Below are 20,145 nucleotides of genomic sequence, written 5' to 3'. Positions count from 1 at the left end.
GGCCCGGCCGCTCTGGTCGGTTCACTTCTTGGGGGTGAGCTTCAGGCCCGGAGCCGGGAATTTGTAGTCGTCCGAGACCTTGCCGGCGGCGGGGATCTCGATCCAGCGCTCGACCCCGCCGCCTTCGCACTCCTGCACGATCGGCACATAAAGCGTCGTGTCGGCCTTGAGATCGGTGGTGAGATAGCCGCGCAGGCCGAACTCGTCATAGTGCTCGTCGAGCAGCTTGCCGCCGCTCCAGACCACTTCCTTGACGCCTTCCGAGGTCGGGGTGCCGTAGTAGTCGTAAGCCTTCTCGTACTTGCCCTTGACGGTCTCGAGCGTCCAGCCGGGCTTGGGCATCGGCTTCACGGCGATCACCCCCTCGGGGATCTGAACGCGGACCTTGGTGGTGGCCGCGCCCTTGCAGCCATGCGGCACGCGGATCACCGCCTTGTAGGTCGAGCCGACCGGGGCGGTCTGCGTCTCCAGGGTGATATGGGCGAATGCCTGCGAGGCGCCGAGCATGGCGAGCGCAGCGGTTGCGAGCGATAGTTTCGACATGAGGTCGTTCCTTCGGTGATGAGGCCGCTTCGGGCCGGGGAGATTCGCCTGCGGTGCGGCAGGCTCGGTGGTGAGCCCGCGTCGAGCGCGGGCCCGATCGCGATCAGGCCCGCAGGATCGCGGGAAGGATGTGAGAGGCCGCGACAGCTGTGTTGCCGCCGAGCCAGAGCCAGGCGACCTTGAGTGCCGGTTCGATCGGCGCGAGCCGGTCAACGGCGATCAGCGCGACGGCCGCGATCAGCAGACCCGTCGCGAAGCACGCCGCAAGGCGCGTCAGCGGATGATGGAACATGGTGGAGTCCGCGCTGCTCGGCACGGCTTCGAGCGTGATCGCGGCGGATCAGCCCATGGCCGGCGAGATTCCGAATGACGTGAGCGAGCCTGCCTTGCGTCGCAGAGACGCTAGGCCGGGCAGGTCAGGCTACGGACGGTGGAGCGCGAGCCCGCCGCTGCGGGACAAACCAAGGTGACCCATGACCCGCAAAACCCTGTTTGAGCCCTATATTCTCGGCTCGCTGATCCTCTCCAATCGGATCGTGATGGCGCCCCTGACGCGCAATCGCGCCGGCCCGGGTTTCGTGCCGAGCGACCTCGCCGCGGAGTACTATGGTCAGCGCGCGTCGGCCGGTTTGCTGATTTCCGAGGCCACGCAGATCTCGCAGCAGGGACAAGGCTACCAGGACACGCCCGGCATCTACTCCCAGGCCCAGATCGACAGCTGGCGCAAGGTCACGACCGCCGTGCATGCCAAGGGCGGGCGGATCTTCCTGCAGCTCTGGCATGTCGGCCGTGTCAGCCACGTCGATCTCCAGGAGAACGGCGCGGCTCCGGTCGCGCCGTCGGCGATCCGGGCCGCGACCAAGACGTTTGTGAACAACGGCTTCTTCGATGTCTCGGAGCCACGCGCCTTGGCCCTCGACGAACTGCCGGGGATCGTGCGCGATTTCCGGAAAGCAGCCGCGAACGCGATCGCGGCCGGCTTCGACGGTGTCGAGATCCATGGCGCCAACGGTTATCTGCTCGACCAGTTCGCCAAGGACGGCGCCAATGTCAGGACGGACGCATACGGCGGCTCGGTCGTGAACCGCGCCCGTCTGATGCTGGAAGTCACAGCTGCGGTCGTCGACGAGATCGGCGCCGCGCGCACCGGTATCCGGATTTCGCCCGTCTCGCCTGCAAACGGCGTTTCGAGCAGCGACGCTCAGGCGCAGTTCGACTACATCGTGGATCAACTCGACGCCTTGGGCATCGTCTACATCCATGTCGTCGAGGGCGCCACCGGTGGGCCGCGCGATGTCGCGTCTTTCGATTTCGGCTCGCTCCGCCGTCGCTTCAAAAACACCTACATCGCCAATAACGGCTATGATCTCGACCTCGCGACGTCACGGCTGGCCGAGGACAAGGCCGACCTGTTCGCCTTCGGCCGCCCCTTCATCGCCAATCCCGATCTGGTGGAGAGGCTGGAAACCCGCGCACCGCTGGCGGCTGTCGACCCGGCTACGATCTACGGCGGAGGTGCGGCGGGATACACCGATTATCCCGCCATCGCCGCAGGCCGCTCCTGACCCCTTGGGTCGTCCTGTCGGCGAGATTGGAGAACAGACACCATGAGGGCCTTCATCCTCGATAAATACAAGAAGAAGGGCGCGCTGCGCTTCGGCGAGATGCCGGAGCCGGCGCTGCGGGATGACGACGTCCTGGTCGAGATCCACGCAGCCGGGCTCAACATGCTGGATTCCAAGATCCGGGATGGAGAGTTCAAGCTGATCCTGCCCTATCATACGCCTCTCGTTCTCGGACACGACCTTGCCGGAACCGTCGTTCGGATCGGGCCCAAGGTACGGCACTTCAAGCCAGGCGACGAGGTTTATGCCCGGCCGCGTGACGGCCGGATCGGGACGTTCGCTGAGTTCATCGCCATGAACGAAGCCGACTTGGCGCTGAAGCCCAAAAACCTCACCATGGAGGAAGCCGCTTCCATCCCCCTGGTGGGGCTGACGGCCTGGCAGGTGCTGGTCGAGCGAGCCGGCCTGCGCAAAGGGCAGAAGGTCCTCATACACGCCGGCTCTGGCGGCGTGGGCACTTTCGCCATTCAGCTTGCGAAGCATCTCGGCGCCACGGTCGCGACGACGACGAGCGCAGTGAATGCCGAGCTGGTCAGAAGCCTCGGCGCCGATGTCGTCATCGACTACAAGACGCAGGACTTCGAGACGCTGCTGTCGGGCTACGATGTCGTGCTGAACAGCCTGGACGGCGGTACGCTACGAAAATCCCTGAAGGTCCTTAAACCTGGCGGTAAATTGATTTCGATCTCCGGCCCGCCCGACACAATTTTTGGCAGAGAACAGGGCCTCAACTGGGGGCTGCGACAGATCCTGCGGCTATTGAGCTTTGGCATTCGCAAGAAGGCAAAGCGCCATCGCGTCGATTATTCGTTTCTGTTCATGTCCGCGAGCGGCGCGCAGCTGGGCCAGATCACGCCGCTGATCGAAGCTGGAATCGTACGTCCCGTCCTTGATCGGGTCTTGCCTTTCGAATCGACCAACGAAGCCATGGGCTATATCGAGACAGGCCGGTCGAAAGGCAAGGTCGTCGTCAAGCTCAGGTGAAGGCGGTATCATTTTACCTGAAATCACAACGATATCGCCGTTGCATCGCGCGCATCCAGAGGAATGATCATATAATCATCGTCTTTCCCTAGCCTAGGACATATTCTCGAGCGCAGGATATAAGAGCCCGCTGCGGAACCATATCTTCTCGTGAATAAGGCTCGCCATTTCGTGCCAGCCGGAAGCTTGTGGAGGTCAACGGCGGCCTCTGCTCGCCAAGGCGCCAAGGGAAGCCCATGGTTGGCCGTGGCGGCCGCAGGCTGACTGTCGGATGGAATGTCCGCTTCCGGGCGAGTGCCAAGTGTCAGCAAGTGGCGCATTCATTCAGTTGCACGAGCAGCCAATAGCCTACATTGGCGCCGTCAGTATTGGGGCTTGTCGAAGGCTTCGCGTCAGCCCGACAGCCAGAGCACGGAGCGGTCGTCCAGGGTCAGCAGGGCAGCGGCGCCGGGCTCCAGCAGATCGCGGCTCGAATAGAATGGCACGTCCACGGCCACTTCCGTTGCGCCGACACCCGCGAAATAGCGAACGCTCGAACCGAGAAACTCGCGGCCGATGATGTTGCAGGCCAGCGTGAACTGGCTTTGCTCGGGCGCGCCAACGGGCGATAGCCGGGCATGCTGCGGGCGGAAGACCAGCTTGGCCCGCTCCGGAATGGCGCCGGTATCGGTGACGCGGATTTTGACCCCGCCCTCGATCTCGAAATAGCGGTCGCTGCCGCTGCCGCGGAATTGTCCGCTCAGGATGTTGGCTGTGCCGAGAAAGTTCGCGACGAAGAGATTGGCCGGCCTTTCGTAGAGCTCGATCGGTGTGCCGACCTGCTGAATGACGCCGTCGTTCATCACGGCGATACGGTCGCAGATCGTGTTGGCCTCCTCCTGATCGTGCGTGACGAAGATCGTGGTCAGGCCGAGGCGCTGCTGCAAGTCCCTCAGCTCGCGCCGGACCTGGACGCGCATCTTGGCGTCGAGATTCGAAAGCGGCTCGTCCAGCAGCAGCACCTTCGGCTCGACCGCGACGGTGCGCGCGACCGCAACGCGCTGCTGCTGGCCACCGGAGAGCTGTGAGGGCCGCCGCTTGGCGAGGTGCCCGAGGCCGACGAGATCGAGCGCGACTGCGACCCGGCGGCGGACCTCGTCACGGCCGACGCCGCGTTCCTCAAGACCGAAGGCGACGTTGCGCGCCACGGTCATGTGCGGCCAGAGCGCATAGGACTGGAAGACCATCCCGACATCGCGCTTCCAGGGTGGCAGCGCCGAAATGTCATTGCCGCCGATCAAAACCCGGCCGCTATCGGCCTGATTGAAGCCGGCGATCAGGCGCAGCAGCGTGGTCTTGCCGCAGCCGGACGGGCCGAGGAAGGCAAAGAACTCCCCCGGCCTGATCGCGAGATCGACGGATTTCAGCACGTGATTGTCGCCATAGGACAGGTTGACGCCCTCGATGTCGACGGAGACGGCCGGTGTGGCGATGGCGGTGATGGCGTTCATGTCAGTGTCCCATGCTCGTCTCAGTGCCCCATGCCTTTGGCCTTCTGGCTGCGTTCGACGATGAGATGCGAGAGGAAGGTGCAAAGCGCGACGAGCAGCACGGCCACGACACCGAGCGCCGCGCCGGGCCCCCTGCCGGCCGCCGACTGCATGAAGACGTAGAGCCCATAGGCGAGCGGTGCGTCCGAGTTGGACTGGACCAGCATCAAGGTCGCGGAGAGCTCGACCGCGGCGGTCGAGAAGCTCGTGACGAAGCCGGCGAGGATGCCGCCGGCCATCAGCGGCACGACGATGCGCCTGACGGTGCGGCTCTTGGTGGCCCCGAGATTTTCCGCGGCTTCCTCCAGCGAGACCGAGATCTGCTGGAGTGCCGCGTAGCAGGCGCGCAGGGCATAGGGCAGGCGCCGGATCGCCAGCGCCAGGACGATGGTGATCCACAGCGAGGCCAGCGGCGTCCCGTCCGGCAGGGTGACGCCGTAGAAGGTCCTGAGATAGCCGATACCCAGCACGACGCCTGGGATCGCCAACGCGGCGGAAGCGGCCCAGTCGAGCCATTCGCGGCCGATCAGCCTGGTGCGCAGCACCAGATAGGCGATGGCGACGCCAAGCACGATGTCGATGCCGCCGGCCAGCGTGGCGTAGATCAGCGTGTTCTTGATGTAGAGCGAGCTCTCGCCGAAGACGCGGGCATAATGCGCCATGGTGAAGGCGTCGGGGAGAGGGGAGAACGACCAGATCGTGGCGAATGATAGCAGCAGCAGGCCCAGATGCGGCGCCAGCACCAACGCCAGGATCAGGATGACGATGCCGTAGCCAAGGAACGCCTCCCCGGGTGCCATGGCGCGCCGGGCAAGGCCGCCACCGCCGCGCTGGGTCGTGGCGTAGTCGCGGCCCTTCAACGCCGCAGCCGAAAGCCACATGGCGACGACCGAGGCAACGATCAGCACGACCGAGATCACATAGCCCATCGGGTCGGCGATGCCGATCGAGGTGACGCGCAGATAGGCCTGCGGCGCCAGCATGTCCTTGACGTTGAGCAGGAGCGGCGTCGCGAGATCGTCGAAGACCTTGACGAAGACGAGCGAGGCACCGGCGAGATAGCCCGGCAGAGCGAGCGGGAAGACGATGCGGCGGAACAGGCGGAAGCCGGAGGAACCGAGGTTCTGCGCGGCCTCTTCCATCGCCCGGTCGATATTGCGCAGTGCCGCCGAGAGGTTGATCAGGATGAACGGGAAATAATGCACCGACTGGACGAAGATGACGCCATTCAACCCCTCCATGAAGGCGATCTTGAAACCGAACCAGTCATCCAGCAGCAGGTTGATCGAGCCGTTGCGGCCGAAGAAGAGCTGCATCGCCACGGCACCGACGAAAGGCGGCATGATCAGCGGCACGAAGCCCAGCGTCTGGACCAGCGCGGCGCCGCGAAAGACGAAGCGGGTGGTCAGATAGGCGAGTGGAAGCGCGAAGACCGAGGCCCAGACCACCGACATCGCCGAGACATAGAAGGAATTCCACAGCGAGCGCATGAAGAGCTCGGTGCGGACGAAGTCGTAGAAGTTGACCAGCGTGAAGCTGCCCGTCCCCTTCTCGGTGAAGGCGACGTAGAGCACGGTTCCCACCGGCAGCCCGAGGAACAGCAGCAGGAAGGCGGCGATCGTCAGCGCCAGCGCGATCTGGCCGGGTGTCGCGGACAGAGCGCGGGCGCGGGGTAGGGCGGCGATGGGGGTGGAGACGGTGGACATCAAGGGCCTTTGCGAAACGCGTCACGCTCGGGCTTGACCCGAGCATCCCGGAGACCAGCGGGGAGCCTCCTCCGGCTGGAGATTCTCGGGTCAGCGCCGAGCGCTGCCGGAGAATGCCGGGATTGGCTCCTACTTCGCCGCCTTCAGCGCCTCTTCCGCCTTGGACTTGGCCTTGCCGTAGTTGTCGCGCGCGAAACTCGCCCATTGCGCCTCGACTTCGGCCTGACGGGCGCCCTTCTCCTTTGCTCCGGTGAAGGCGCCGCGCAGTTCGGCGCTCGCGGCTTGCGCCTCGGTTACGGGCAGCGCCGCAATCAGGCTGCGCGCCTCGTCGGCCATCGCCTTGGCCTGCGCGTTGGGCTTCTTCGCGAGCGCCGCATCGACCTCGTGCAGCGTCTTGGTCACGCCCTTCAGCGCATCGAGCTGGAAGGAGATCATCTGGTCGAACAGCGTATCCACGACGGCGGTGCGCGCCTCCGACTTGTCGACGTCGAAGCCGATCATCTTCTGGAAGCGCGGATCGGTGAAGGGATTGGGATAGTCGGCGCCGGCTTTGGCATAGACCGCCGGATTGACCGGGAGGCGACGGATGCCGGGCTCGAGCAGAACCTCCTGGCCCGTGGGCGAGAGCAGGAACTCGATGAAGGCCTCGGCGGCGGCCTTGTTGGGCGGGTTGGAGACGATGCCGACATTGGCCGGCACGACCGTCGTCACGGTCGGATAGACGAATTTCACCGGGAAGCCGGAGGCCTGCGCCGAGAAGGCGAAGAAATCGATTACGATGCCGACGCCCACCTGGCCCGAATTGACGGCCTCGGGTACGCCAAAGGAGCGGTCGGTGATCGTGTTGAAGTTGCCCGCCATCGCCTTGATCGTGCCCCAGCCCTTCTCCCATCCCTCGCCCTGGAGGATGGTTTCGATGGTCAGATGCGTCGTGCCCGAGCGGGCCGGCGAAGCGATCGAGACGTGGTCGTAGAAGGCCGGCCCTGCCAGGTCCTGCCAGTCCTTCGGCTCCGGCAGCTTCCGGGCCTTGGCATAGCGCTCGTTCCACATGATGCCGTAGCCCGAGGCGGCGAAGCCGGTATAGAAGCCTTGCGGATCGTTGATGGGGTAGGAACCGATTTTGTCGGGGATACCGGTGGCCTTGGGCTTGTAGGCGCTGAGCAAAGTCTTGCCCTTCAGCACCTCGAAGGCGTCTGGCGCGGACGCCCAGAACAGGTCGACCTGGTTATTCGCCCGGGTCTCGTCGAGATACTTCACGCCGGCATTGGTGTTGCGGTTCTGGACTTCGAGGGTGACGCCAGGCGTGGCCTTTTCAAAGGCCTTTTTGATGGGGTCCGTCACATCCTTCGAGAACGAGGTCACCACCGTGACCTTTCCCGTGGGCGCCTGCGCCTGAACCATCGATGTCGTCAGGGCAAAGCCCAACGCCAGAGCGAGCTTGCATATCGTCACGATGTCCTCCCGAACTGGTTAGCCCCGCCAGCATCGAGGCCGGACGTGGATCGCATGGCGGATGACCGGCCACGCTTGTCATGAATTTGTCATATCCGGCGGTGCGCTGTCACCCCGCACCATGGGTGCATGGCGCCACGGCCGCTCATGCCGCGATGGGGGCCCATCGCAGCTGCGCCAATGCGAACTCCGGATGCATGCGATGGCGATTGAAAAGCGCGCGGCAGGAATCCGGATCGACCCCGTCGACATTGTGCCAGACGAGGTCTTGCCGATGAATCCCGCCGGCAATGAATGCGCTTTGCATACCGACGCCTATCGCCCCCGCGACGTCATGTGCAAGCGAGTCGCCGATGCATAGAACCTCCGAGACGGCCAGCCCCAGTCTCGACAGGCAGGAGCGATAGATCCGCGGTTCCGGCTTGCCGTGATAGCGCACCACGCCGCCCATCGCAGCGTAGGCTTCGGCGATGAATCCGGGAGCCTCCTGCAGTGTGCCGTCGCCGCGTGTGCGTTGCACATCCGGGTTGCCGCAGACCATCGGCAGCCCTGCCGCAAGCGACGCCTCCAGCAGAGGGCGCCATCCCGCCAGAGACTGCTGCGGCGGATCCATGCTCATAAGCAGCAGAAAATCGGCTTCTGCGGGCCGATCGACGAGATCGAGGCCCAGGCCGTCGCCCAGATCGCGGTCGCTTTCCCTTGCCAGCAGCAGGCAGCGCCGGCCGAGATCGCGGTAGAATGGCTCGTCTGCTGCCGTGATGGCCTCGCGCGCGTCGTCGCCGGCGGACACGACGGTATCGTAGAGGTCGCGCGGGAAGCCCAGGCTCGCCAGATTGCGCGCGTTCGCCGCGCCGCTGCGCCCGGAGTTGGACAGAATGATCACGGGCTTTCCGAGATCGCGTAGCCTCGTCAGGCAATCCAGGGCATCCGGGTAAGGCCGCACGCCGTCATGCAGCACACCCCACTGGTCTATGAGGAAACCGCGATACCGCATGGCAACGGCCGAGAGGCCGCTGAGGAAGGTGGTTGGGCGGCCATCGGAGTGCTTTATCGACGTTGGCATGGATCGGCGGCGCTGTTTCTGATGTCGCGGTGCGGCGCGCCTGTCCTTCGGCACTTGCCACTTAAGTCTTAGGCGAACAGGGTCGCCCCGGGGCGAATATGACAGTTATGTGTCACACACCATAAGCAAGCCGGCAAACGGCATTCCGGGAGAAACGTTCGATGAGCCTGAAACCGCACTTCCTCGCCGCGACGGCTTCGCTGATGGTCGGCCTGTCTCCCGGCTTTACCAGCCCCGCGGCAGCACAGGATGCCTGCCAGCATACGGGTCAGCTGGACACGATATATTGCGACAGCAACAAGGACCTCGTTGCCGACGCGCCTTCCGATCCGAAGAAGTGGAAGGACCCTTCGGCGCTGGTCTGGGCCTATACCCCGGTCGAGGACCCTGCCGTCTACGCCAATATCTTCAAGCCGCTGACCGACCATCTCGCGACATGTACCGGCAAGCGGATCGTCTATTATCCGGTCCAGTCAAATTCGGCCGAAATCGAGGCGATGCGCTCCGGGCGCCTGCATTTCGCTGGTTTCTCGACCGGGCCGACCGGCTTCGCTGTCAACCTCGCCGGCGCCGTGCCGTTCGCGGCCAAGGGCTCAGGCGATGGGGTGAGGGGTTACAACCTCGTTGCGGTCGTCAAGGCCTCGAGCCCCTATCAAAAACTCGCCGATCTCAAGGGCAAGAAGGTCGCCCACACCTCGCCTTCGTCGAATTCGGGCAATCTCGCGCCGCGCGTGCTCTTTCCGGAACACGGCCTGATCGCCGATACCGACTACAAGCCGCTGATGTCGGGCGGGCACGACAAGTCGATCCTCGGCGTCGTCTCGGGCGACTACGACATGGGCGCGGTCGCCGGCGACGTCTATGAGCGCATGATCGTGCGCGGCACCATCAAGAAGGAGGATGTGCGCGAAATCTATCGCAGCGCGATCTTCCCGACCTCCTCCTTCGCCTACGCGCATGATCTCAAGCCGGAGCTCGCAAAGAAGCTGACTGACTGCTTCTTCTCGTTCCGCTTCACGCCCGAGATGACCAAGGAATTCAACGGCGACGATCGCTTCCTCCCAATCACCTACCAGAAGGACTGGGCGGTGGTGCGCGATGTCGCAGAGAAATCCGGCACCCCCTATAACAAGTCGGCCTATGACACCGAGGCCAAGCGCGAGGCGGACGAACTCGCCAAGAAGAAGGCGGCGCCTGCCAAGGCGCCCTGACGACAAGACGTAACCCCAGACGAGGTCTACCAATCATGAGCGCCCAGCCTGCGGCGTCCGGCCAAGGACGGGCGCTCGTCATTCGCAATCTCGTGAAGGAATACCGGCCCGGACAGCCGGTGCTGCGCGACATATCCCTGACCGTCTCGGAGCCAGGCATCGTCGCCATCATCGGCCCGTCCGGCACCGGCAAGTCGACGCTGATCCGCTGTATCAACCGGCTTGTGGACCCGACATCGGGTTCGATCGTGCTCGGCGGCACGGATCTCGCGAAACTGCAGGGCGAGGCGTTGCGGCAGGCGCGCCGCCGGCTGGGCATGGTCTTCCAGGAATATAACCTGGTCGAGCGGCTTACGGTCATCGAGAACGTGCTTTGCGGCCGGCTCGGCTATGTCCCGGTCTGGCGAGCCTGGACGCGACGCTTCCCCGAGACCGATATCGCGCGGGCCTTCTCGCTGCTCGATTCCGTCGGGCTGACCGAGTTCGCCACGCGCCGCGCCGACCAGCTCTCCGGCGGGCAGCGCCAGCGTGTCGGCATCGCGCGCGCCGTGATGCAGGATCCCGATCTCGTGCTGGCCGACGAGCCGACGTCTTCGCTCGACCCCAAGACCTCGGTCGAGATCATGGAGCTGCTGGCCAAGGTCGGCCGCGACCGCGACATTCCGGTACTGGTCAACATCCACAACGTCGCGCTGGCGCGGCGCTATGCGCTTCGCATCATCGGCATGTCGAAGGGGCTCGTGGTTTATGACGGCCCTCCGGCAGGCCTGCAGGACAGCCATCTCGCCGAAATCTACGGCGGCGAAGGTTGGATGGAATGAGCGCGCCTTCGCTCAAGGCCCCAGGCCTGCGTATGAGGGCCTTTCCAGCGAACTGGCCGCTGCGCATCGGAACCGCGCTGTTCCTGATCTATGTCGGCTATGCCGCGCGGATCCTCGACATCCGCTGGGAGCGTTTCGTCCAGGGCCTCGACAACGGCGCCAAGTTCCTCGGCCGGATGTTCCCGCCCAATGTCGCGGCCGACAAGATGCAGCTGCTCCTCGACGGCATGCTGGAATCGATGCAGATCGCCATCATCGCAACGGGGGCGGGGGTGCTGCTGGCACTGCCTCTCGGGCTGTTTGCGGCGCGCAACCTGATGCCGCTGCCCGTCACCATCGCCGCGCGTGGGCTGATTGCGCTGTGCCGCACCTTTCACCCGGTCATCGTCGCGATCCTGTTCGTGAAAGCGGTCGGCTTCGGTGCGCTCGCGGGCGTCATGGCGCTGGTGGTCGCGACGCTCGGCTTCATCGCCAAGCTGATCGCCGAGGCCATCGAGGAAATGTCGATGAAGCCGATCGAGGCACTTCGCGCCGCCGGCGCGCCGTTCCTATCGGTCGTCACGATGGGGGTGGTGCCCCAGGTGCTGCCGCGCTTCATCGGCTTTGCCGCCTACCAGCTCGATTCCAACCTCCGGAATTCGGCGCTGGTCGGGCTGGTCGGCGGCGGTGGAATCGGGGCGACGCTGTTCACGGCCTTCCAGCGATTCGACTACGACTTCGTGCTGACGATCATCATCGCGATCATCGTAACGGTGATGGCGGGCGAAATCCTCTCGGCCTTCATGCGCCGGATCTATCAGGATGAAGCCCCTTCGGGCGTGGTGGTCGAGAAGCCCGCAGGGCGGGTCTGGCACCGGTTCACACCCGTGGAGCGCGGCCTGCGCCTTGCGTTCTGGGGGCTGGCGGCGCTGGCGCTCGGCTGGTCGCTGCAGACCATCGAGGTCATCCCTGAATTTCTCTACGATGCCCCGCAGCAGACCGCCGACCTGTTCCAGCGGATGTGGCCGATCGACTGGAGCTATTTCGGCAAGACGGTCGGCGAGGCCTTGGTCGAGACCTTGCATACGGCGACGCTCGGCACGATCCTCGCCATCGGGCTGGCGACGCCGGTGGCGCTGCTATGCGCTCGCAACGTCTCGCCGTCGCCTTGGGCCAATGCGCTTGGCCGTTTCATCTTGGTCGCGACGCGCTCTATCCACACGCTCGTCTGGGCGCTGCTCTTCGTTGCGGTGTTTGGACCGGGCGCGCTGGCCGGCGTTATGGCGGTCGCCGTGCATTCGATCGGCTTCACAGGGAAATTCCTGTCCGAGGCCATCGAAGAGGCGAGAGCCGGCCCGATCGAGGCACTTCGTGCCGCGGGTGCATCGCGCCGCGCGATCCTGCTGAAAGGTTTTTGGCCGCAGGTCAAGCCGGCCTTCCTGGCGGTCAGCCTGTTCCGCTGGGATATCAATGTCCGCGAGAGCGCCGTGCTTGGTCTCGTCGGGGCCGGTGGGCTTGGTGTGGCGCTGCAGGCCTCGATGGACAACCTCTACTGGGATCAAGTCGGGTTGGTGCTGCTCGTGATCTTCGTGGTCGTCGTTTTAACGGAGATCGTCACCACGACCGTCAGGTCTCGCGTGATCTGACTGGCAGCGGATATCGCGATTGAAGACGACGAACGCGCTATCGCCGAAACCGAACAGGCAGGTCGGAGCGTTGCCCATTCGCAGGGCGGCCGATGGCTCCCGGGAAATGCTGCTCGTTACGACGCGGACGACGAAGCGTTGAACGATCCCGAAGGGCTGGCCGATCAAGGGCTTCAAGGCTCATGAGGCGGTAGCTCGCGAGGCCATGGAGGAGGCGGGCGCAATCGGCAAGCGCCGGAAGCGAGCCGTCGGACGCCATCTTTGCTGGAAGCGCAGGGAGGCCGATTTCGAGGCTGTTTGAGGAACCAGGGCTCAAAGCAGCGCTTCCGGGGCTGCTGCTGACATGATGGTGGCCGCTACTTGGTTCTGGCGTCCGAATTCGAACCCGGCCGGGCCGAGAACGTCTGCTTCTGGACGGCATTCCAACGTCAGGAATTGGCGCAATGCGGCTCTCGATTAGTCAGGCTTAAGGATCTCGGTGGTTTCATGCCCCCGCAACCAAAAATGTCGCAAAGCCCAACTCGTCGTGAGTTGGGCTTTTGTCGTTTCGGAGGTCGCTGTCGCGCAGCCGTGTCGGATCGCCGTGAAGCGCGAGCGAAACGCCGCCATCCTCGCGCGGCGTCACCATCAGCCGATCGATCGGCGTCCGGATGTACCCTGTCGGCCCGTCCCCGCACCAGGTGTCATCAGATCAGGACAGCGCTTCCCGCGGCTTGGCGGCGCCGGATCCGAACCGTCCGGGCCGAATAGCCCGCCATACCGCCTGCGGCGTCGCCGGCATGTCCAGATGCTTGATGCCATATGGCGTCAGGGCATCGACGACCGCATTCATGACCGACGGCAGAGAACCGGCGCAACCCGCTTCGCCGCAACCCTTGGCGCCGACACGATTATTCAGCGTCGGCACGCCCTGGCTGATGAACGAGAAGAAGGGGACGTCCACCGCCCGAGGCAATGCGTAATCCATATAGGATCCCGTCATCGGCTGGCCGCTGTCGTCATAGACCGTCCTCTCGAACAGCGCCTGGCCGATGCCCTGAACGACGCCGCCGTGGAGCTGGCCTTCGACGATCATGGGGTTCACGACGGTTCCGAAGTCGTTGACCATCACATAGCGCACGACCTCGACATGTCCGGTCTCCGGATCGATCTCGACCTCGGCGATGTGACAGCCATTGGGATAGGCCGAGGGCGCCGCCTTGAAGACATGATCGACGTCGAGCGACTGGGGCAGGTCCGGCGTGACAGCGGCGCCGCCGCGCAATCGTGCCGCCACGTCCATAATCCCGATCGAACGGTCGGTGCCGATGACGGTGAAACGGCCGGCGGCGAATGCGATATCGGCGACACTGGCCTCGAGGAAATGACCGGCGAGCAGCTTGCCCTTCTCGATCACCAGTTCGCTCGCCTCGATGATCGCCGAGCCGCTCGCCATCAGCGATTTCGAGCCGCCCGTGCCCCCGCCGGCGATCAGCCGATCGCTGTCGCCCTGCACGAGCTTGATCCGATCGAAGGGAACACCCAGCTGGCTGGTCAGGAGCTGGGCGAAGGGCGTCCAGTGTCCCTGCCCGTAATCGAGCGTGCCGGTGACGATGTTCACGCTCCCGTCCGGCTCGAAATGGATGCCGCCCATCTCGTTGCTGGGTGGCGCCGTCACCTCGAGATAGCAGCCGATACCGCGCCCGCGCAGCAAGCCCGCCTTCCGGCTTGTCTTCAGTCGCCCGGCATAACCCTTCCAGTCCGACGCCTCGATGGCCCGCTCAAACAGGGCCGGGAAATCGCCGCTGTCGTAGACCGTCCCCATCGGCGTGGCCCAGGGCAGCCTGGCGGGCGCGATCAGGTTGCGCCGCCTCAGGCTGGCGCTGTCGATGCCCATCTCGCGGGCCGCCGTATCGATCAGCCGCTCCATGAAATAGTTGCCTTCCGGTCGACCCGCGCCGCGATAAGCGCCGATCGGCGGCGTATTCGTCACCGCACAGCGCGTCCGGACCTCGACGAGAGGCGTCGCGTACATGCCGACCGAGTTCTTCCCCACATTCATCGTCGGCATCATGGCCCCCACCGGAGTGAGGTAGGCGCCCATGTTCGCCACGCCCCTGAAGCGCGTGGCGAGGAAGCGCCCCCGAGCGTCCAGCGCCAGTTCGGCCTCGAAGACCATGTCGCGCCCATGGTGATCCGAGACGAAGCTTTCCGATCGTTGATCGGTCCATTTGACCGGACGCCGCAACATGCGGGCTGCATGGAGGAGCGCCACATATTCGGGAAACACGGCGGATTTCATGCCGAACGAACCGCCGACATGGCCGGTGACCAGCCGCATGGCAGCAGGCTTCACGCCCATGGCCGTCGCCAGATTGTTGCGCATGCCGAACGCGCCCTGGCTCGGCGCGTGCAGCGTGTAGCGCTTCGATGCGCCATCGAAGCTCGCAAGGGCGCTGCGCGGCTCGATCGGATTGACGATGACGCGGTTGTTGACGATCCGCAATCGTGTGACATGCGCGGCAGCGGCGAAGGCCGCGGCGACCTTCTCGCGGTCGCCGAACTGGAAATCGACGATCAAATTGCCGGCCACGTCGTCATAGAGCTGCGGAGCGTCGGCCTTCAGCGCGTCCTCGGCCTCCGTGACGGCAGGCAGGACATCGATGTCGAGCCTGACGACCTCGGCTGCGCTGCGGGCCTGATCCGCCGTACGGGCGACGACCACTGCCACGGGGTCGCCGACGAAGCGGACCTTGCCGGCCGCCAGCGCCGGCCGCTGAGGCTTTCGCATCGCGGCGCCATCGCGGCCCGGTACGTCGATTGGCGTCACGATCGCGTTGTAGCCGTGGCCGTCCAGGTCCGCGGCGGTGTAGATCGCGACGACGCCCCTCATCGCCCGCGCCTCTGCCGCATCGACGGCACGCAGATGGCCATGCGCATGAGGACTGCGGACGAAAGCCGCGAAGAGCTGCCGCTCGACGCTCAGATCGTCGGTGTAGCGCCCCTGCCCCTGCACGAGGATTGCATCCTCCTGGCGCGGCACGGGCTGGCCTATTCCAACCGATGCCATGAGGTGGCTGTCAGGGGTAACGCGAGTGTTCATCAGGACGGGCCATGGGCAAGCGCAACGGGAAATCAGGCTTCTTCTTGATAGGGCGGGTGTCCGATCCGATCAAAGAGCGTCGATCGCAGCCCTGCCCAGCGCCCAGCGGTTGCGAAACTTGCAAACTGAGCCAGCATAGTCGCCAGCGCGCGCCGGTTCGTCGCCGCGCGACCCGGACGAACGGAACGGAACAGGTGTCCTGATGGGCCTTCGCTTCATCTTCATGCTGACACGCAACGACCGGACGGTCGGCGATGCGATGGAGCAACTTCGGACTGCCCTGGCGCTCGGGGTCCGGCACATCGGCTTCAAGGACATCGGCCTGCCGCTCGACAAGCTGAAGGCGCTCAAGACAGCGATCAAGGCTGGCGGCGCGACATCGTATCTGGAGGTGGTGTCCCTCGATCGCGACAGCGAGATTGCGTCGGCAAAAGCGGCGGTCGAGATCGGCATCGACATTCTGCTCGGTGGCACGAGGGTGGATGACGTGCTTCCCATCATCGCCGGCACGACGATCCAGTACTGCCCGTTCCCGGGCACGATCTCCGGACATCCGAGTGTTCTGGAGGGCAGCATCGACGAAATCGTCGCCAGCGCCAAGACCCTGGCCGCCCGCAACGGTGTGCACGGGCTCGACCTGCTGGCCTATCGCTCCCGTGAGGATGTACCGACGCTCATCGAAGCCGTCTGCTCCGCGGTTGCCAAACCCGTCTATGTGGCGGGATCGATCGACACGCCGGGCCGGATCGCGGCCCTGAAGGAGGCCGGGGCAGCGGGCTTCACGATCGGCACGGCCGCTCTCGATGGAAAATACCCGGCCGATGGCAGAGATGTGCCAAGCCAGCTCAAGACGATCATCCGTGACGTTGCGGTGCTGAACAGGCACATCTCGCCGTTCCGAACGGAGAATCTGGAGAGTGCTTTCGGACGATTTTCCGACAGCTGGCCCCCTCGGCTCGCCGCATCCGTCAACAATCTGCAGATCAAGCTCGCGAAATTCGAAGGTGAGGCCGGCTGGCATTTCAACAGCCGGGAGGACGAGGTTTTCTTCGTTCACAAGGGGCGGCTGCTGATGAAATTCCGTGACCGTGACGAAGTCATCGCGGAAGGCGAGTTTATCGTCGTGCCGCATGGTGTCGAACGGTGTCCGACAGCGCCCGTAGGCGTCTGCGAGGTCGTCGTGCTGGAAATGGGCGCCATGAACGGCGGTCCCCCCAACGGAAATTGACAGCGACGTTGAGGGTTCTCGTGGACGCGGCTTCCGTCATGGCCGATGGCGTTGGATCGATACCGGGACATTTGCGCAGGCGCGCTCGGTTCCATCTCTACCCAATGCTCGACATGAGCTCGGTTCGTCCCGATCGCCGCGGCCGAAGCTGTCTGCCGCATCTCGCCTTCGCCTTAGGCCGCCAATGACAACCAGAGTCATCGTTGCAACGAACATGGAGAGAAATTCACTTTCTCTGCATCGACGCCCATTCTAGAAGCAGGCGCTGTCGCATCATTTTCCGCGATATCGTCGCTCGGCTTTGGAAGGACGGGATTTGTCGGGTGATGCGCATGGTCGTGTCGGGTCCAGCAACAGAATAGGCGCTCTTCGCCTGTTGATCGTCGCCTCGATGGCGCTTGTCCTCAGCGCCTGCCTGCCGGCCGAGCAGCGTCCCGACCTTGCCGTGGCGATCACGCCACGTTTTGCGGCTGGCGACCGCAAGCCGGCCCCGGCCCCGCGCGCCGACTGGCCGCGCCTGTTCGGTTCGGCCGAGCTGAACCGGCTTGTCGAGCGCGCGGTCGAGGACAATTTCGACATCGCCATAGCCGTGGCCCGGATCAGGCAGGCCGAGGCGCAGGCGCAGGTTGCGGCCGCCGCGCTCTATCCGACGCTCACCGGCTCCGTAGACAGCTCGCGCAGTCTGGCGCCGGGAACGCTGCGGGCAAAGCGCGAACCCTTCAGCGATTCGGTCGGCAACCGTTTCGGGCTCGGCCTGACGGCGAGCTACGAGATCGATTTCTGGGGCAAGAACCATGCGACCGCCGACGCCGGCAGGCTCGCCGCCGAGGCGACGAGGTTCGATCGCGACGTCGTCGCGCTGACCACGGTTTCCAGCGTCGTCGGCGCCTATTTCCAGGTTCTCGCCGCGCAAGACCGGTTGCGCATCGCGCGCAACAACATCGCGGTCGCCGAACGCACGCTGAAGGCGATCCAGGCCAGGCTTTCGGTCGGTACGGCGACGCAACTCGACATCGCGCAGCAGGAAAGCGTCGTCGCGCAGCAGAGGGCTTCGATCCCGCCGCTCGAACTGCAGTTGCGCCAGGGTCGCGTCACGCTCGCGCTGCTGGTTGGCGCGCCGCCAGTGACCGTCGCGGTCAAGGGCGGCAGCCTGAACGCAATCGTGACTCCCGCCGTCCGAGCCGGCCTGCCGGCGCAGCTGCTGCAACGTCGGCCCGACATCGCCGAAGCCGAAGCCCGTCTCTCATCCGAGGAGGCGACGATCCTGGCGGCGCGGGCCGCGCTGTTTCCCAACATCAGCCTGACGGGACAGGGCGGGCTGGAAAGCGTGGTGCTGAAGAATTTGCTCAGGCCTGAGGCCGCCTTTGCCTCCGCTGCGGCCGGCCTGGTCCAGCCGATCCTCGATGGCGGCGCCTTGCGGGCCCGGCTCGAACTGGAGAAGGGCCGCGGCGACGAATTGCTGGCCGCCTATCGCCTRACCATCGTCAGCGCGTTTTCCGATGTCGAGAACGCGCTGATCGGCGTACAGGAGAATACGCGTTACGAGCGCCTGCAGGCGGACACGGTGGCGTCGGCGATGCGGGCCTACACCATCACCGAGCAGCGGCTGCGGGAAGGAACCATCGATATCGTGACGCTTCTGAGCATCCAGCAGACGTTGTTCCAGGCGCAAAACCAGCTCTCGGTGGTCAGGCTGCAGCGCCTGCTGTCCTATGTCGGGCTGTTCAAGGCGCTCGGCGGCGGCTGGACCGATCCGCGCGTTGTGCTCGCGCCAGTGCCGGGAGCCGCCCGGTGAAACGCCTGCTGCTTTTGATCCTGATCGTCGCAGCCTCGGCCGGCGGCTGGTACCGTTACAACGGCGGCTGGATGCCAAATACGGGCGAGACGGTGTCGGCCGCGCAGCAGCAAGGTCGTGGCGGCGGCCGGGGCGGCCGCAGGCGCGGTGGCGGCGGCGAGGGCCCGACACCGGTGATCGCCACGCCGGCACGCTACGACGATGTGCCCGTCACCACCGATGCCGTCGGCACGATCCAGGCGCTGAACACGGTGACGGTGCGCACGCAGGTCGACGGCCGGCTGATGGAGATCGTCTTCAGGGACGGCCAGGACGTCGCGAAGGGCGACATCCTGGCAAAAATCGATTCCTCGACCTACCAGGCGCAATACGATCAGGTCGTCGCCAAGAAGGCGCAGGACGAGGCCCTGCTCGCCAATGCCCGCGCCGATCTCGAGCGCTACGCCAAGCTCGCCCTGACCGATTACGGTTCGCGCCAGCAGGCCGACACGCAGCGCGCGCTGGTGACGCAGCTTTCAGCCCAGGTCAGGGCCGACCAGGGCGCGATCGACAACGCCAAGGCCTATCTCGACTACACCACGATCAAGGCGCCGATCGACGGCCGTCTCGGCATCCGCCAGGTCGACCAGGGCAACATCGTGCGCGCCTCCGACAGCGGCGGCCTCGTCGTGATCACGCAGCTGAAGCCGATCGCGATGGTGTTCAACCTGCCCCAGCAGCAATTGCGGGCGGTCAGCGCCGCGATGGGGCGCGGTACGGTCGCGGTCGAGGCGCTCGATGCCGACGGGACGACGATGATCGACCGGGGCGTGATCGAGGTGATCGACAATGTCGTCGACCAGACCACCGGCACGATCCGGGTCAAGGCGCGTTTTCCCAATGACCGCTTGCAGCTCTGGCCGGGCCAGTTCGTCAACGTGAAGGTCTTCGTCGACGTGCTGAAGCAGGTCGTCGTCGCCCCGACGGCGGCGGTCCAGCGCGGCCCGAACGGCGCTTACGTCTTCGTCGTCAATGACGACGAGACGGTGAGCCAGACGCCGGTCACGGTCGGCCAGCAGGACGAGATGATCGCGGTGATCACGGCCGGCGTTTCGCCGCCCGCCAGGCTGGTGACGACCGGCTTCGCGCGCCTGACCGACAAGGCGGAAGTCAGCGTGACGACACCGGAAGACGCGGCCAGGCCGACGCCGCCCGCTGCGGCGCCCGGTCGTCGCGGCACGCGCGAGCCCGGCCAGCGCCGCAGGCGCGACCAGCAGAGCGAGGCCGGCGCGCCGGACCAGCCACGGCCGGCACAGGAGACCACCGGCGCGCAACGCCCAGCCGGCGGGCAAGGTCAGGACGGCCAGCGACCAGAGCGGCGACGTCGCGATGCGCCGGCTGCCGGAGCCGAGAGGTCCGAAGCGCCGGGTGCTCAAACGCCGAGAGCCGGGGCGCCCCGGGCGGAAGCGCCACCGCCCGCCCCGCCGCAATGACGAGACAGA

16 protein-coding genes are annotated in these 20,145 nt (G+C 65.3%); 8 read left to right on the top strand and 8 right to left on the bottom strand.

Annotation, left to right across the window (positions count from 1 at the left end; all coding sequences use genetic code 11):
• Window positions 1-21 precede the first annotated feature (21 nt).
• Together AC1DZY_RS24520 and AC1DZY_RS24515 are read right to left on the bottom strand one after the other, a co-directional pair.
• Window positions 22-543, bottom strand: a complete 522-nt coding sequence (locus AC1DZY_RS24520) for a YcnI family copper-binding membrane protein (RefSeq protein ID WP_476822772.1) — start codon at window positions 541-543, stop codon at window positions 22-24.
• A gap of 103 nt (window positions 544-646) precedes the next feature.
• Window positions 647-835 carry a hypothetical protein gene (locus AC1DZY_RS24515; protein WP_476822771.1) on the bottom strand — a complete coding sequence of 63 codons (189 nt, stop codon included), beginning with the start codon at window positions 833-835 and terminating at the stop codon, window positions 647-649.
• Window positions 836-1,016: 181 nt separating this feature from the next.
• On the opposite strand from AC1DZY_RS24515, the gene AC1DZY_RS24510 reads away from it, so the two are divergent.
• Together AC1DZY_RS24510 and AC1DZY_RS24505 are read left to right on the top strand one after the other, a co-directional pair.
• The gene (locus AC1DZY_RS24510) at window positions 1,017-2,108 is read left to right on the top strand and encodes an alkene reductase (protein ID WP_476822770.1); all 1,092 of its coding nucleotides are present in this window, start codon (window positions 1,017-1,019) and stop codon (window positions 2,106-2,108) included.
• A gap of 42 nt (window positions 2,109-2,150) precedes the next feature.
• Window positions 2,151-3,152, top strand: a complete 1,002-nt coding sequence (locus AC1DZY_RS24505; protein ID WP_476822769.1) for an NADP-dependent oxidoreductase — start codon at window positions 2,151-2,153, stop codon at window positions 3,150-3,152.
• 392 nt (window positions 3,153-3,544) lie between these two features.
• Here the strand turns inward: AC1DZY_RS24505 and AC1DZY_RS24500 are convergent, their stop codons facing one another.
• The 4 genes from AC1DZY_RS24500 to AC1DZY_RS24485 all read right to left on the bottom strand — a co-directional run bounded on the left by AC1DZY_RS24500 (window position 3,545) and on the right by AC1DZY_RS24485 (window position 8,833).
• The gene (locus tag AC1DZY_RS24500; protein WP_476822768.1) at window positions 3,545-4,642 is read right to left on the bottom strand and encodes an ABC transporter ATP-binding protein; all 1,098 of its coding nucleotides are present in this window, start codon (window positions 4,640-4,642) and stop codon (window positions 3,545-3,547) included.
• A gap of 20 nt (window positions 4,643-4,662) precedes the next feature.
• Entirely contained in the window at window positions 4,663-6,387 is a 1,725-nt protein-coding gene (locus AC1DZY_RS24495) for an ABC transporter permease (RefSeq protein ID WP_476822767.1), read from the bottom strand.
• Window positions 6,388-6,516: 129 nt separating this feature from the next.
• Window positions 6,517-7,788, bottom strand: a complete 1,272-nt coding sequence (locus AC1DZY_RS24490; protein WP_476822778.1) for an ABC transporter substrate-binding protein — start codon at window positions 7,786-7,788, stop codon at window positions 6,517-6,519.
• Window positions 7,789-7,984: 196 nt separating this feature from the next.
• Complete coding sequence (locus AC1DZY_RS24485; RefSeq protein ID WP_476822766.1) at window positions 7,985-8,833, bottom strand: TIGR01459 family HAD-type hydrolase; 849 nt, start codon at window positions 8,831-8,833, stop codon at window positions 7,985-7,987.
• Between the two features lie 230 nt (window positions 8,834-9,063).
• Here AC1DZY_RS24485 and phnD point away from each other — a divergent pair, with 230 nt between their 5' ends.
• The 3 genes from phnD to phnE are packed head-to-tail and all read left to right on the top strand — an operon-like array spanning window position 9,064 to window position 12,559.
• A complete protein-coding gene (phnD, locus tag AC1DZY_RS24480; RefSeq protein ID WP_476822765.1) occupies window positions 9,064-10,113 on the top strand; it encodes a phosphate/phosphite/phosphonate ABC transporter substrate-binding protein in 1,050 nt (349 codons plus the stop codon).
• 35 nt (window positions 10,114-10,148) lie between these two features.
• Window positions 10,149-10,934: a phosphonate ABC transporter ATP-binding protein gene (phnC, locus tag AC1DZY_RS24475; protein ID WP_476822764.1), complete on the top strand. Its 786-nt coding sequence runs from the start codon at window positions 10,149-10,151 to the stop codon at window positions 10,932-10,934.
• Window positions 10,931-12,559, top strand: a complete 1,629-nt coding sequence (phnE, locus tag AC1DZY_RS24470) for a phosphonate ABC transporter, permease protein PhnE (protein ID WP_476822763.1) — start codon at window positions 10,931-10,933, stop codon at window positions 12,557-12,559. The genes phnC and phnE overlap by 4 nt, the downstream gene beginning before the upstream one ends.
• Before the next feature lie 484 nt (window positions 12,560-13,043).
• Here the strand turns inward: phnE and AC1DZY_RS24465 are convergent, their stop codons facing one another.
• Together AC1DZY_RS24465 and AC1DZY_RS24460 are read right to left on the bottom strand one after the other, a co-directional pair.
• On the bottom strand, window positions 13,044-13,187 hold the full coding sequence (locus AC1DZY_RS24465) for a hypothetical protein (RefSeq protein WP_476822762.1): 144 nt from the start codon (window positions 13,185-13,187) through the stop codon (window positions 13,044-13,046).
• Between the two features lie 63 nt (window positions 13,188-13,250).
• Window positions 13,251-15,608: a xanthine dehydrogenase family protein molybdopterin-binding subunit gene (locus AC1DZY_RS24460; RefSeq protein WP_476822761.1), complete on the bottom strand. Its 2,358-nt coding sequence runs from the start codon at window positions 15,606-15,608 to the stop codon at window positions 13,251-13,253.
• Window positions 15,609-15,843: 235 nt separating this feature from the next.
• Between AC1DZY_RS24460 and AC1DZY_RS24455 the strand changes: the two genes are divergently transcribed.
• From AC1DZY_RS24455 to AC1DZY_RS24445, 3 genes are all read left to right on the top strand, one after another.
• On the top strand, window positions 15,844-16,869 hold the full coding sequence (locus tag AC1DZY_RS24455) for a cupin domain-containing protein (protein WP_476822760.1): 1,026 nt from the start codon (window positions 15,844-15,846) through the stop codon (window positions 16,867-16,869).
• Between the two features lie 391 nt (window positions 16,870-17,260).
• Window positions 17,261-18,664, top strand: a complete 1,404-nt coding sequence (locus AC1DZY_RS24450; RefSeq protein ID WP_476822759.1) for an efflux transporter outer membrane subunit — start codon at window positions 17,261-17,263, stop codon at window positions 18,662-18,664.
• Complete coding sequence (locus AC1DZY_RS24445; protein ID WP_476822758.1) at window positions 18,661-20,136, top strand: efflux RND transporter periplasmic adaptor subunit; 1,476 nt, start codon at window positions 18,661-18,663, stop codon at window positions 20,134-20,136. Before AC1DZY_RS24450 ends, AC1DZY_RS24445 begins: the two co-directional genes overlap by 4 nt.
• Window positions 20,137-20,145: the final 9 nt, after the last annotated feature.

Source organism: Allobosea sp. P2_A10 (assembly GCF_056405115.1).
This window is presented reverse-complemented; position numbering and strand designations above follow the sequence as displayed.